15 protein-coding genes are annotated in these 14,018 nt (G+C 41.0%); 11 read left to right on the top strand and 4 right to left on the bottom strand.

The window, feature by feature from the left end; all coding sequences use genetic code 11:
* Positions 1-51: 51 nt before the first annotated feature.
* The gene (locus ACAY00_RS13955) at positions 52-252 is read left to right on the top strand and encodes a bacterioferritin-associated ferredoxin (protein WP_371374991.1); all 201 of its coding nucleotides are present in this window, start codon (positions 52-54) and stop codon (positions 250-252) included.
* A gap of 34 nt (positions 253-286) precedes the next feature.
* Here ACAY00_RS13955 and bfr (ACAY00_RS13950) read toward each other — a convergent pair whose 3' ends face one another.
* From bfr (ACAY00_RS13950) to ACAY00_RS13935, 4 genes are all read right to left on the bottom strand, one after another.
* Positions 287-760 carry a bacterioferritin gene (gene bfr, locus ACAY00_RS13950; RefSeq protein WP_371374989.1) on the bottom strand — a complete coding sequence of 158 codons (474 nt, stop codon included), beginning with the start codon at positions 758-760 and terminating at the stop codon, positions 287-289.
* 70 nt (positions 761-830) lie between these two features.
* The gene (gene bfr / locus ACAY00_RS13945) at positions 831-1,316 is read right to left on the bottom strand and encodes a bacterioferritin (protein ID WP_371374986.1); all 486 of its coding nucleotides are present in this window, start codon (positions 1,314-1,316) and stop codon (positions 831-833) included.
* A 260-nt stretch (positions 1,317-1,576) separates the two neighbouring features.
* Positions 1,577-2,095 carry a hypothetical protein gene (locus tag ACAY00_RS13940; protein WP_371374984.1) on the bottom strand — a complete coding sequence of 173 codons (519 nt, stop codon included), beginning with the start codon at positions 2,093-2,095 and terminating at the stop codon, positions 1,577-1,579.
* 109 nt (positions 2,096-2,204) lie between these two features.
* Complete coding sequence (locus ACAY00_RS13935) at positions 2,205-3,068, bottom strand: hypothetical protein (RefSeq protein WP_371374982.1); 864 nt, start codon at positions 3,066-3,068, stop codon at positions 2,205-2,207.
* Between the two features lie 135 nt (positions 3,069-3,203).
* On the opposite strand from ACAY00_RS13935, the gene ACAY00_RS13930 reads away from it, so the two are divergent.
* The 10 genes from ACAY00_RS13930 (at position 3,204) to ACAY00_RS13885 (ending at position 13,910) form a co-directional block, all read left to right on the top strand.
* Complete coding sequence (locus tag ACAY00_RS13930; RefSeq protein WP_371374979.1) at positions 3,204-4,574, top strand: Na+/H+ antiporter NhaC family protein; 1,371 nt, start codon at positions 3,204-3,206, stop codon at positions 4,572-4,574.
* Positions 4,575-4,615: 41 nt separating this feature from the next.
* The gene (gene ggt, locus ACAY00_RS13925) at positions 4,616-6,283 is read left to right on the top strand and encodes a gamma-glutamyltransferase (RefSeq protein ID WP_371374976.1); all 1,668 of its coding nucleotides are present in this window, start codon (positions 4,616-4,618) and stop codon (positions 6,281-6,283) included.
* Positions 6,284-6,294: 11 nt separating this feature from the next.
* Positions 6,295-7,026 carry a 5-oxoprolinase subunit PxpA gene (locus ACAY00_RS13920; protein WP_371374974.1) on the top strand — a complete coding sequence of 244 codons (732 nt, stop codon included), beginning with the start codon at positions 6,295-6,297 and terminating at the stop codon, positions 7,024-7,026.
* Positions 7,023-7,724, top strand: a complete 702-nt coding sequence (pxpB, locus tag ACAY00_RS13915; RefSeq protein ID WP_371374972.1) for a 5-oxoprolinase subunit PxpB — start codon at positions 7,023-7,025, stop codon at positions 7,722-7,724. Before ACAY00_RS13920 ends, pxpB begins: the two co-directional genes overlap by 4 nt.
* Positions 7,721-8,716 carry a biotin-dependent carboxyltransferase family protein gene (locus ACAY00_RS13910; protein WP_371374969.1) on the top strand — a complete coding sequence of 332 codons (996 nt, stop codon included), beginning with the start codon at positions 7,721-7,723 and terminating at the stop codon, positions 8,714-8,716. The genes pxpB and ACAY00_RS13910 overlap by 4 nt, the downstream gene beginning before the upstream one ends.
* 461 nt (positions 8,717-9,177) lie before the next feature.
* Positions 9,178-10,443: a tyrosine-type recombinase/integrase gene (locus ACAY00_RS13905; RefSeq protein WP_371374967.1), complete on the top strand. Its 1,266-nt coding sequence runs from the start codon at positions 9,178-9,180 to the stop codon at positions 10,441-10,443.
* Positions 10,443-10,880, top strand: coding sequence for a hypothetical protein (locus ACAY00_RS13900; RefSeq protein WP_371374964.1), 438 nt, complete (start codon positions 10,443-10,445; stop codon positions 10,878-10,880). Before ACAY00_RS13905 ends, ACAY00_RS13900 begins: the two co-directional genes overlap by 1 nt.
* Positions 10,881-10,984: 104 nt before the next feature.
* The gene (locus tag ACAY00_RS13895; protein WP_371374961.1) at positions 10,985-11,158 is read left to right on the top strand and encodes a helix-turn-helix domain-containing protein; all 174 of its coding nucleotides are present in this window, start codon (positions 10,985-10,987) and stop codon (positions 11,156-11,158) included.
* Positions 11,159-11,303: 145 nt separating this feature from the next.
* The gene (locus ACAY00_RS13890) at positions 11,304-13,097 is read left to right on the top strand and encodes an AAA family ATPase (RefSeq protein ID WP_371374959.1); all 1,794 of its coding nucleotides are present in this window, start codon (positions 11,304-11,306) and stop codon (positions 13,095-13,097) included.
* Positions 13,098-13,388: 291 nt separating this feature from the next.
* On the top strand, positions 13,389-13,910 hold the full coding sequence (locus ACAY00_RS13885) for a hypothetical protein (protein ID WP_371374956.1): 522 nt from the start codon (positions 13,389-13,391) through the stop codon (positions 13,908-13,910).
* The last annotated feature ends 108 nt before the right edge of the window (positions 13,911-14,018 follow it).

Raw genomic sequence — 14,018 nt, 5'->3', positions numbered from 1 at the left:
TCATTCTTATTTAGATTAGTATGTGGAAAATTTATTCAACAGAGACGTATTATGTTTGTTTGTATTTGTCATGCAATCACCGAAAAAGACATTGAAAATGCGGTTGCCAACGGTGCCGGCAGCATGAAAGCGTTACGCGAACAACTTAATGTTGCTAGTCAGTGTGGTAAGTGCAGTCAATTTGCCAAGTCGGTTTTAGACAATCATCTCTTTAACTACGATTTAGCGGTTGAAGCCAAACGCGTTGCTTAGGGCGACCCAGTACCAAGCAACGTTAGCACTGCCCTTAGTCATCATCCATTTGTGACTGCAAATAGTTTTCAATCCCAGAATGCGCGATTAAATACTGTTGGGCTTCAAGCCAGTCAATTTGCTCTTCCATATTTTCTAAAATATCTTCCAATATATCTCGACTAATAAAATCCGTCGCTTGTTCGCAATGCGCAATCGCGGCAACAATAACGTCATGAGCCGATAATTCATAATCAAGATTCGCCTGGATCATTTCTTCCGTATGTTGGCCTATACGTAAGCGCCCAAGGTGTTGCAAATTGGGCAGCCCTTCAAGAAATAAAATACGCTCTATTAAGGCATCTGCGTTTTTCATTACCTGAATAGAGCGCTTGTAATCGGCTTTGTTAAGCTGCTTTAAGCCCCAGTTTTTGAACATTCTGGCATGCAGAAAATACTGATTAATAGCGATTAGCTCATTGGCCAGAACATTATTAAGATGTAAATTGACTTCTTTCGAACCTTTCATAAACGTGCCTTGTTAAATATTCAATGTGATGGTGGCTATAACTTAATGACTACGCCCAGCTTGGGGTGATTTACGTTGCCGGAGCATCTCCCATTTGCGATTGGGTATAGTTTTGCAGGCCGACTTTTTCAATTAAGCCCAATTGTTGCTCTAACCAGTAGACATGATCTTCTTCGGTGTCGAATAACAGTTTTTCTAAAATCTCTCGACTTTGATAATCCTGCTCTTGTTCACAAATGCTGATCACATCGCGCACCGCTTGCACCACTTCCATTTCGAGGGTTAAATCGTTGGCCATCATCTCAGGTATATTGCGGCCAATAATCAAGTCACGTCGTTTGACTAAATTTGGGGTTCCTTCAAGGAACAAAATCCGTTTTATAATCCAATCGGCGTGTTGGGTTTCTTCTTCACGTTCATGTTCTAAGCGGTGATAAAGCTTATGTAAGCCCCAGTCGTCGTACATTCTTGAATGAATAAAATATTGGTCAATGGCAGCAAGCTCATTGGCTAAAAGCATATTGAAGCCATCGATAACTTTTTGGTTACCTTGCATAGGTCCTCCGTAGGTAAGCAATGCAAATAATAACAATTCTCATTCTAAACCAAAGGTTTAGATAAATTTGAGCTGTTTTAAGAATAGATTAAAAATGCCCTAACAACAGGTAAATACTAAATAACGTTTGGGAAAAACTGCGAAGACGAGTGCAAAAAGAAATTATAAAAGCTAAGAAAACAGCGTATCCCCAATACCTTATGCCAGATTTATGGAAGCTATATTGGGGACAGCAAACGGAACGAATTTGCGCTAATCCGCTATTGCAAATTAGCGTCTTTGTCGATGTATTTTAAGGTTTGATTATTAACACACTGGGTAAATGAACGCTGACGCTCTTTGCGTGACAATTGCTCAATGGCTTGTTCAACGCTGGCCATTTGATTGTTTTGCTGCTCTGTTGGTAATTGACTCATTTGGTCGATAAAACACCCTTTAATGCCAAAATTTAAAGCGGTGTCGGAAGCCAAATTGTCATCCCCTAAACACTGAATTAAATTCTCTGCCAAAGTCGTTTTATCCATCTCGACAATTAACTGCTCAAAACTGTATTGAGGTGTCGCTTCTAGGTTACAACCATAAAACATATCGGCAATCGCAACTTTGGGCATCAGTGCCTGATGACGATTGGAAAACTCTGCCAGCATATCTTGCATTCCCGGTGCTGGTCGGGCTGTGGTTGTTGCTTCGGTGGTTTGTGGGCTGAGCTTGGCTGTTTGTTCAGAGCTTATGGCCTTAGCGGCAAAGCAACAAAGTAAAAAAATAAAAGTTTTATGCATAAAACACTCGTCTATATGGATGAAGGTATATCATACCCAATGTTGGTTAAAGTTATAACCACAATTGCTATTCAATCAAATACCGGCGACCGGTTTAACGTTAGGGCGCTTAAGGTTGGCGACTACTTTGTGGGTTGGTGACGGCGCAGTTTGAATCGAGATAATCTAATACCGAGCGCACCATTTGTCGCTGTTGTGCAAGTTGGTTCGTCGCCTTGGTCTTATCTAATGAAGAAGACTCGTTAACCGATAGGGTTTCAATATTTAAATAACGAACATTATGCTGCTGGGCGTAAACCGATAACGAACCATCATCAAGCTCGGGCAACGTGGTCACGTTGGCGCTTTGCAACACCAAATTTAATCCAAGCTTTTGTAATTGCTTAAAGTCATGGTTATCGGTAATGAACAGCAAGTCATCTAAGCCAAAGTCGCCAAGGTAGGTATCTGCAACAAAGCTCTTGGGCATATTAGCGATGACTTGATAGCGACTCATATGTACTGTCCCTAAGCCCTTTTGTCCATCATTATAAAATCCTTTTTTATTATTGTGCATGGCGACAATCGCGCTGGCGTTAACGGGGTTTAGGTGTTTTAAAATAAACTGACTTAACAGCGCTGCTTTGTCTAAGGCTTTAGCAAAAACAGGGGTGTCGTACGATAAACTTGAATTTAGTTGCAAAATAGAGCGCTGGCGTCCCTTAACGCTAAAAATGCGATTGGGATCTATGGCTATCTGTTGGCCTTGAACGTTAAGGTAAACGTGACGTTGCCCACTTTGTCTTAGCTCTACAAAAACACCACCTCGAGTCCTTAATGTTTGCTTTAACCAACGATTATGATCAACTTCGTCTTGGTGCAATGAGATATATACGGGCGTGTTAGTGCATTGACCAAACTGACTGACATTTAAAGAAATATCCGGCTGGTCATGAAATAAGATGCTTTGTGTTAATAATAAAGCCAGTAACATTCAACGCACACTCCAAAGCAGGTAATCAATAATTATTGCACACCGAATTGAAGAGCAAAAGAGGGTTGTTGAATAACCCGCCGGTATTTGTCAGTATGGATAGATTATTATAAAAGTTAATAGGTTATCTTGTTTATGGAGTGGTATACGGTAATCCCGCCATTGGTTGCTATTGCGGTAGTGCTTTGGAAAAAGGAAGTCATTTTGGCTTTACTCTTGGCCATATTTACATCGGAAGTATTACTGACCGGGCTGTCAATCGAGGTGTTGTTTACCGGTATCATTGGTACCTTTGAGCGCATCATTAGTATTTTTGGTTCCGCTGGTAATGCACGAATTTTGTTATTCAGTTTGCTTATTGGTTCTGTGCTGGCGTTTATGCGCCATAGTGGCGGGGTGACTGCCATGGTGGAATACGTTATTAGCAAAGGTATCGGTCGCAGTAAACGACAAGCTGCCTTTATGGCCAACTGTACCGGAATGGCCATTTTTATTGAGTCGAATTTGTCGGTTTTAACCGCGGGTATTATCTCTCGGGGTCTATTTGATAAATACCAAATGAGTCGAGCAAAACTGGCGTTCATCATTGACAGTTCAGCCGCGCCCATTTGCATCTTAGTATTGTTAAATGGTTGGGGAGCTTTTGTTCTTGGTTTGCTGAGTAACTACGAGTTTGAGGTCAGTGCGGCTGAAGTGTTATGGGGCACCGTGGCATTAAACTTTTATCCCATTTTAGCTTTGATGATGGTCTGGTATACCGCCTTTACCGGTAATTTGCATGGACCATTAGCACGATCCGAAGCTCACGCCATAGAAGAACTCGAACATAAACATGAGTTTAAGCCAACCAAAGCGCGCTTTATGTTAGTACCACTCATCACTTTGGTGGGTGGCATGTTGTGCTTTATGTATTGGACGGGTAACGGTGTGCTCGCCAATGGTAGTGGCTCTAAATCTGTGCTTTATGCCACCGTATGTTCAGCCCTTGTTGCCTACATTATGATGTTGGCCAGTGGCCGTTTTGAGCACCGGCAGTTGGTTAAAATTGGTTTTGATGGGATGTCAGACTTATTGCCATTGGTCAGCATTGTGCTGTTGTCATTAGCCTTGGGCGCCAGTCTAAAAGTTCTTGGCACAGGGGTTTATATCGCTCAACTGGTGGGCGATAACTTGCCCATATTTTTAATTGCCCCGATGCTGTTTTTAACCGGTGCAATTATTGCGTTTTCGACCGGCACCTCATGGGGAACTTTTGCCATTTTAATTCCTATCGGGGTACCGCTTATTCAGTCATTAGGGTTACCACCATCATTAATTGTGGCGGCAATTTTAGGAGGGGGCGTCTTTGGCGATCATTGTTCACCAATATCCGATACCACTGCGGTGTCGGCACTCGCGTCGGGTTGTGACTTACTTGAGCATGTTAAAACTCAGCTGCCATACGCCTTATTTGGCGGTGGCATAACGTTAATTGCCTACACCATATATGGCTTGTTGGTGTTGTAACGTTATTTACATAAAAAAGCAGTCAATTCACAAGGGATGTTATGAATTTTAAAGTTGTTTTCTTTACTCTATTTATCGTTAGTCATGCAGTTGCTAACGCCAAAGAAGCCGCGGTTGCCATGCCTGATCGTTTCAGTGCCGATGTGGCCGCTAATATCTTAACGCAAGGGGGTAATGCGGTAGATGCTGCCATTGCCGCCCAATTTGTGTTGGCGGTTACCTTACCCGAAGCGGGTAATATTGGCGGTGGTGGCTTTATGTTAGTGCGTCACAATGGTAATAACGACTTTATTGATTATCGTGAAAAAGCGCCTTTACTCGCCGATAAAGACATGTACTTAGACGAAAACGGTGAGGTCATCGCCAATAAATCTGTTTATGGTATTTTTGCCAGTGGTGTGCCTGGAACGGTGTCGGGTATGTGGTTGGCACATCAGCGTTATGCCAACCTTAGCTGGGAAACCTTATTACAGCCAGCGATTGACTTAGCCCAACAAGGCTTTGTGGTCCCTGATAAGCTGGCTGAAAATGTGCATAACTACATCCAAAAAATCAACAGCCGAAACCTTGATGTTAACTTTGCCGATTATTTTGCTCACCTTAAAGCGGGCGACGTGTTTAAACAGCCGGAGCTTGCTGCGACCTTAAGGCGCATTCAGCAGCAAGGTCTTGACGGTTTTTATAAAGGCCAAACAGCCGATCACATTGTTAAGTTTATGAATCAACATGGGGGCTTAATTAATCATCAAGATTTAACTCAGTACCAAGCCGTTGTTCGAACCCCAATCAATCAGCCATGGCGAAACTTTCAAGTGTTGTCATCGCCACCACCAAGCTCTGGTGGTATTGCCATTATCCAATGGCTAAAAATGTATGACAAGGTCACTGAATCGGGCAAAAAACCCAAGCACAATGACAGTGTTTATATGCATTTGTTGGCCGAAGCCGGTAAACGCGTATTTGCCGATAGAGCCAGGTATTTAGGCGATCCTGACTTTTACCCCGTCCCGACCAGCAAATTACTGGCCCCTGATTATATTGCGCAAAGAGCCCAAGGTATTTCAAGGGCACAAATCTCCGCAACCGAAGCGATAAAGCCTGGACTTAACGAAAGTGAAGAAACCACTCATTTTTCGATTATTGACGCTTGGGGCAATGCGGTTGCCAATACCACCACCATCAATTTAAGCTTTGGTTCGGGGATGGTGGTCGAAGGTGCAGGGTTTTTACTTAATGATGAGATGGATGATTTAAGTGCCAAACCCGGAGTGGCCAATGTATTTGGTGCGCTTGGTGGTAGGGCCAATGAAATTGAGCCTGAAAAAAGACCGTTAAGTTCGATGACTCCAACCATGTTATTAAAAGATGGTAAAGTCTTTATGGTGACCGGATCGCCCGGTGGAACCACCATAATTAGCTCGGTTTACCAGTCGCTACTGAATGTGGTTGATTATAATATGAGTGCCGAACAAGCCGTGAATACTCCAAGGTTTCATCATCAACTATGGCCTAAGGATGTGATCCGCCATCATCCCGGGATCAAAGAGGAAGTCAAAGACGCACTGTCAAAAATGGGCTATAGCATGGTTGAGCGTCGCTTTGGCGATATGCATGTGATTATATCAAAAGAGGGCAAACTAGATGCTGGCTCTGAACGTTCGGGACGAGGCAAATCGTTGGTTATCAAGGTTGATGTTAAGGACAAATAAGGCACAACAGCATGCTATTACTAAATTGTGATTTAGGTGAAGGCTTTGGCCGTTGGCAACAAGGTCAAGATGACAAGGCCATGCGACACATTGATATTGCCAATATCGCTTGCGGTTTTCATGCTGGCGATCCGCTGCTGATCCAACAAACTTTAACATTAGCGAAAAAATATGGGGTTAAAGTTTCGGCGCATCCATCCTACCCAGATTTAGTGGGTTTTGGTCGTCGTAGCATGCAAATTGCTAGCGCTGAACTTTACGCAATGATCCAATATCAAATCGCTGCCATGGCGGGCATGGCGGCCACGCAGGGGCTGACCATCGAGTATGTAAAACCACATGGCGCTTTATATAACGATATGATGAAAGAATCGCGTATTTTATCCACCATAATGCACGCGGTAAGCGATTTTCATTTACCCTTGACCTTGGTCATTCAAGCCGATAGTCAGCAATCAGAGTATTTGCAACAAGCGCAGGCGCTTGGTTTACCTTTGTATTTTGAAGCGTTTGCCGATAGGCGTTATTTAGCGAATGGTGCATTACAACCACGGAGCGAGCACGGTGCCGTACTAAAAGGACCACAGATATTGGCGCAAGTGAAGCAACTGTTAGAAACGGGGACCGTCACCAGTGCCTCGGGACAACCATTGGCCCTCAATGCCCAAACATTGTGTGTGCATGGCGATAATGACGCAGCCATAGACACGATTGAGCAAATTAAGCTATTGATTAAAAGATGAAAATAGACGTTGTCAGCGATGAAGCCATTATCTTGTATGTCAGTGAGCAGTTTAATGAACACGCATGTGCTATGGTGCAGTACTTAAGCGAGCAAATTGCAGCCTTGCCTGAACTTGTCGTTTACGACCTTATTCCCGCATATCATAGCCTGATGGTTATATTTGACCCATTTCAACATCAGCATTTTCAGGTCATAAACGCCGTTAACAAGCTCCTGCAGCAAGCAAAGACCCAAACAGCATTGGCGCAACTTGCCAGCGGTCAAGCTTCAACAAAAGAAATTATTTTACCCGCCTATTATGGCCAAGAGGTTGGTTGGGATTTAGCCGCAGTTGCCACCACCCTTGGATTAACTCAGCAAGAGGTTATTACTCTTCATCACAAAAGCCGTTATCAAGTGTTTGCCATTGGCTTCGCCCCTGGTTTTGCCTATTTAGGTAAGCTTGATAAAGCCTTGTCGATCCCAAGGTTAGCCAGTCCTCGGCTGAAAGTCCCGCAAGGCGCGATTGCTATTGCACAAAGGCAAACCGCGGTTTATCCGCAACAATCCCCTGGTGGTTGGCATATTATTGGTCGTTGCCCGCAACCACTATTTAACCCAAACATGAGCCCACCGATCCCATTTTCGGTGGGTGATACCGTCAAGTTTCGCCCCATCGACCAAGATGAATACATCGCACTTGGGGGGACACTATGAGTCAGCTAGGCACATTAGAGGTTACATCTTCTGGGCCTTATTCGATTCTCGTGGATAGCGGGCGCAGAGGCTTTCATCATCTGGGTTTGACTCGAGGTGGCCCGATTGATTTGTCAGCCTTTACCCTTGCCAACAGGCTTTGCCAAAACGATATCGATGCGACAGTGATAGAAGTAACTTTAGGCGGCTTACAGGCAAAAGTGCATGCCCCTTGTGTGATTGCACTGACTGGTGCCTGTAACAACATCTTAATCAATGGCCAAGCTAAGCCTTTGTGGTGTACTCATCAGCTTGAAGCAGGCGATAACATAGAACTGACGATGGCAAGTTCGGGCTTACGATCTTATTTGGCCATTGCTGGCGGTTTTCAATTGGCGAAAATGTTTAATAGTACTAGTACCGTGTGTCGAGAACATGTGGGAGGGTTATCGGGTGATAAACTAAAAGTTGGCGATCATATTTCTTTTCTTCCAAGTCACTTTTATGCAACTTCGTCCACTAAAAGCGCCACCACCATCAAACGTCGCCCCCAACAACTTGCGCTGAACGCACAACAACGTATTGAGCAAAGGTATCAACAAACCAAAATTAACTTAAGACTGATCCCAGGTTATCAATACCAAGATTTTGATCGAGTGCAGCGCGCGTTATTTTTTAACAGCGAGTTTGAAGTCTCAAAAGACTTTGACCGAATGGGGTATCGCTTATTAGGTCAACGTATTACCACCGATAAAGTGTTAACTGAATCACAGGCGCTGTGTTTAGGGGCGGTGCAAATACCATCAAATGGTGAGCCTATTGTGATGTTACATGATCACCAAACCATTGGTGGTTACCCGAAAATAGGCACTGTGATAGAACCCGATTTAGCTTTGTTAGGACAAAGTCGGGCAGGGGTAAAGGTTCAATTTACAGCCATTGATGTAGCACAGGCTCACGGCATAAGGTTGTTGCAAAGAGACAAATTATGTCGCTTGCAGCTGTCTCCTTAATGGTCTTTAAAGAGTCACCTGGAACAAAAGTTTGGCGAAGGTTTTGGTGTTGCGTTAAAAGGGGTGAGCTGAGTCTTTTAAGCATAAGCTCCGTCGCCTTAAATCAGCTTGGTGAAAGGATAAAAACTTTCGGACAAAAAAAAAGCTCCGGCACATAAGTACTGGAGCTAAAAGGGATATCTCAGGGAGAGATATTCCATAATAAAAATCAAACCATCCTCACTTCAATAAAAACACTACTTAGATCCTTATTGTTATTGATCGCAAGCCTTGATTTTGCTAGCTTATAGCAATTCCTGAAATCACTAGGATTAACTCAGAATAACTTTCTTATACTGTGAATAAAGTTGTTTTGGGTTGGGTTCTGGGGTGGTTTCTTGGGGTTTAGATAAACAAAAAGCGGAAGGTGCTAGCGACACTTTCCGCTTCTCTAACCAAAAATGTTATAAGGAGTAACATAAATGGCTACCTCTAAGTATAAATTAAAGCAGGGCTTCACAAAAGATGGTTCTAAAGAACTTACATTAACCGCAACAGGTATTAAGGCACTACAGCCTAATTGCTTTATCAAAGATGAAAGCAACAAGGGTTTAAGGCTCAATTATAACCACAATAAAACATATAGTTGGATTTACCACTACCGCACCAAAGAAGGTAAAAAAGGACAAGTAAAACTTGGAAGCTACCCTGCATTAAGTATTAAAGAAGCCAGAGATGAGTTGAGTAAGTTCCAAAAAGTAAGGGATCAAGGTGGCGACCCTGCACAAGCCAAAAAAGATGAAATTAAAAAGCAATCTCAAAAAGAGCTGACGGTTGCTGATATAGTAGAAAATTTTATCGAAAAGCATGCAATTCCAAAACGTAATGAACGCAGTTTAATACAAACTAGAAGCTATCTAAATAATCATATTGTAAAACCACTAGGTAAAAGAATTGCTAAGGATATTAGCCCTTGGGAGTGGGACGATCATTTATTTACCCTTGCTACAAATTCCAAATCAGCATGCAAAAAAGTGGTTACGGATATCCGCAAGGCATACCAACTTCTCATAGACAACAGAAAGTTGGATCTTATTCATAATCCAATAATATTTAAGGCTAACTATACGCCTGATCCAGCCAAACAACGTGCCCTTGATGATCAGGAATTAACATACTTTTTCCCTTGGGTTGAAAGAGAACTGAGTAAGAATGTAAAAGATGCCTTATTGCTAACTTTATATACTTGTGCACGAAGTGGTGAGATTGTTCAAGCTAAATGGAGTGATATAAATCTTGAAACTAAAACATTACTTATACCGCAAGAAAATGCTGAAAAAGTAAATTATGACAGGTACATACAGCTATCAGAGCAGGCCGTTGAGATAATCAAATCTCGCATTGGTTTAAGCAAAAGATATCTATTTCCGAGTCCTAAAAACACAGGTACACATTTACTACAGACTTCCCTTTCAAAGCCGTTAAGAGAAAAGGCTATTGCTTCATACAATCCACCTAATGCAAAGAATTTAAAAGTTAAGGAATGGACGCCACATGATATGCGTCGTACTTGTCGGACAGGTCTAAGTCGCCTTGGGTGTTATCAAGAAATTGCAGAGAAGATAATAGGGCACACCCCCGATAAAAAAATAGTTACTGTATACGACAAAGAACATCGTTATGACGAGCAACGACAATGGTTGCAGAAATGGGCTGATCATCTTGATACATTGCGAGGTGAACAATAATGTCTAATGAAATGCCCTACGAATTGAGTTGTAAAGCTAATTACCTAAAAGCACTCGAAGGAGACAAAACAAGTCAATACTTTCTACTTTGGAAACTAATAGAAAAGCTCGAATTTAAAGGGCTCGAGCCTATGCCAGATGATGTCGCAGACTATCTTATGCAGGTGCTTATCAACTTAGCAGACAGTCGGTTGCATGGTAGTAGTGCGACTAATAATCTATTTCCAAACAACCCGAGAAATCCAAAGAATTATGTTTTTAAGCACAAGGTTTACGAATACTACGAAAAGACCAAAATCGAACTGCGACAGCAACAAGTAACTGATTCTCACAACAAAGCAGTCGAATTAACAAGCGATGAATTTAACATTTCAGAAAAAGCTGTAGAAAAGCATGTAACTGAAATGAAAAAACATTTTTCACGCGTCTTTGAGTAATCACTACCCTACTTCTTCAGCGTGAAGAAGTAGGGTGATTAATGTCACTACCTTTCATATGTTTAACGGTAATAGATAGCAGTTATTCGCAGGGGTAGTGAGATATGAAATCAGATTATACAGTTAAACAATTTAGTGAGCTTTTAGGTGTAACTCCAATGACTATTTATCGAATGATAAATGCTAAGGAGTTAAAGGCATACAAAGTCCGAACAGCGACCCGAATCCCCAGTACAGAATACGAACGGTTGAGTCATGAAAACAGCTGTGGGGCATAGCTATATCTTCTTCAAAGATAAAGCTAGGTCAATAAAATAAAGGGGTGTAGGTGATTTATGCAGTAGAGCCCTACCTATAAGCCACCAGAAATGAAAAAGCACAGCAAGATTTCGACGTCAGTGCTGTGCTTTTGGAGAAAAATTTATGTTACAGAAGAATAATACCGTAACAATGTCGTCATTATCAAACGATGATGCTGAAAACCAAAATAAGTTAAACAACTTCAATAAAGCATATGAACAAGGCTCAACAGAATTAAATCATCGTTATCTAAAAGAGCAAAAATATTTTATTAACAGAAAGGTATTGGTTGATAGTGGTGTTAGGTTATTAAGAGATCCAAATGATAATGCTTATTTATATTATCCATTAAGGACTTTTGACTCGGACAAGCCAGTACAGTTTCAAGCTATTTATGACGTACCGAATGCAAAGGGGCAATTTAATAAAGCATTCCATTGTAGTGCTAATGGAAAACCTGTTTTTAGCGTGATAGGTGGTAATGAAAATTATAATCCTTCCGATGTTGAAATTATTGTATTAGCTGAATCATTAACTAAAGCTACTGCTATCTATCAAGCATTAGAACCAGAGGGGCAATATTACGCATGTGTTTTAAATTGTATATCACTTCAAAACATGGCAAAAGTAGCTACTTTTCTAGGTGGCATTGATGATTATAAATCTAAAGTTGTAGTTTGCGCTGATAATGATTCTGCTGATACGAGCTTAATAATTGACAAAGTTGTCAGCGACAAAGGCTTGAGGATTTGTCGTCCGCGTGACGGGTTTAAAGACTTTGATGATTTTTATAACTGTAATATTCATGCTCCTAGCGAGATAAACGACCTGATCAAAGGTGCCAAAACAAGAGTAACAGGTCTAAATCATACAGCTTATAAACTACATAATGCTTTTGATGGTTGGAATGATGAAGAAGATATGTTGATAGATGGTCTTCTACCAAAAAACTCTTTTGGCCTTTTATTTGGTTTACCAGGCTCATATAAATCTTTTTTAGCCATAGCTATTGCTTGTTGTATTTCTGAGGGAAAAAAGTTTAATGCTGAGTTTGTAGAGCAAGCTGATGTGCTTTACATAAGTGCAGAAGGTAATGGTGCGATTGGTCGTAGGTTTAAAGCATGGGCTGAGTATAATGGTATTCAATCACTTGATAGACTAAAAACAATAAGGCAACCAGTACCACTAACATCAGCAGAAGCGGTGACAGAATTTATCAGCTTTATAAAAGCGGAAATTAATAAAAGTAAGTTGAATTTTGGGGCGATTATTGTTGATACGCTATCTCGTTGTTTTGGTGGTGAAGATGAAAATGCAACTAAGGCAATGTGTGCTTTTATCGCTGGGTGTGATGAATTGAAAGCTGAATTTGGTGCAACAGTAATAGTTGTTCACCATAAAGGAAAAACAGACAAAAAAGTGGCTAGAGGAAATTCTGCATTATTTGGTGCCGTTGATTTCGAATATTACGTTAAGCGACCAGATCCGGAAACCCGAAATGAAGTTGTTCTAGAGTGCACCAAGATGAAAGATGGTGATCCGCCAGAACCTACACTATTTAAATTGGAAAGTGTGTCAATGGGTCTTACTAAGCGAGGAAAAGCTAGAACAAGTCTGTATTTTGATGATGATGGTATTCCTTATAAAGAAGAATCAGTGCAGAGTGTTTTGGACGAGTGTGAGCAAATAATGATTGAATTAGTGAGCCAAGAAGAAGAGGGGAAGAAAAGTCAGGAATTTAATGATGATTTCTATCATGCAATGTGCCCAGAAATAAATAAATTTGATAAACCCGAACGAGACAAACTTAAAACTAAATTTAGACAACGAAAGAAAAGAGCAATTGAAAAACTTATTGATAAGGGATTAATTATACAAGATAGAGAAGGTGTAATTAATCTTAGTGGTTGCTCGTGACAATGTCACAGAGCGTGACACAATCATGTAACGAATATTGTGACGTGACATACTCTGTGTAAGGTGATCATGTCACGTCACACTCTCCCCACTAATTCTTTGCTCGAAAAATAGACTCTTTTGAGGTGTTTTTGCTGTGACGTGACACAAACTCCTAAGCCAATGCTTGTCACGTCACAAGATCACATTAATTGTTGATAAATTGTTTTTATGTTAGATATTTGAGCTTGGTGTTAGTTAATTACTGGTGTACCGTATAGAGTATAATTATTAAGAATAGGGATATAAAAAATGAAAATAACAAAAACAACAACTCTTATGGCGCTTCTTGCTATCTCAGGGTGTGTGGCTAACGACGCGTCAGTATCTACAACAGTATCTCCCATAGATGGTAAATCAACGACAGTCATAAATGGTTCGGCTTTCTCTACGAGCTATATCTACCCTATATCTGGAACAGGATTAGGAATGGAAGTAGCAGGCGGAAGCGTAACGAATAAAGATATAGCTTCGATTGTTTTTGAAGCCTCTTCATCTGTTGGTTTTCGCGAAGCATTTTTTAAAGCAGATGGTATTACTTACGACTTAAAACCTACAAAAGCATTAACTAATTTTGAAACTAATGGATATGGGACAATAGCAACAAAAGAATTTCTCTTATCATGTAGTGATATACTTAATGTTTCTCAAAGTTCAGAGGTTTACTTAAGGGTTACTTTCGCTGATGGTTTTGTAGACTACGATGTTTCAAAATCTAAAAATGGAACAGATGGATTCGCCATGATTAAGAAAATAGCTTCTTACTGCAAATAGCAGAGTATTTATTGTTAACGCTAGCAATAACTTCAGAGGTGAGCTTAACAAGAATATCTTTTTAGTAGATTCAGAGAGCCCCAAAAATAGTGGGGTTCAAGCAAACCC

It is taken from the genome of Thalassotalea sp. 273M-4 (assembly GCF_041410465.1).
Taxonomy (GTDB): domain Bacteria; phylum Pseudomonadota; class Gammaproteobacteria; order Enterobacterales; family Alteromonadaceae; genus Thalassotalea_A; species Thalassotalea_A aquiviva.
This window is presented reverse-complemented; position numbering and strand designations above follow the sequence as displayed.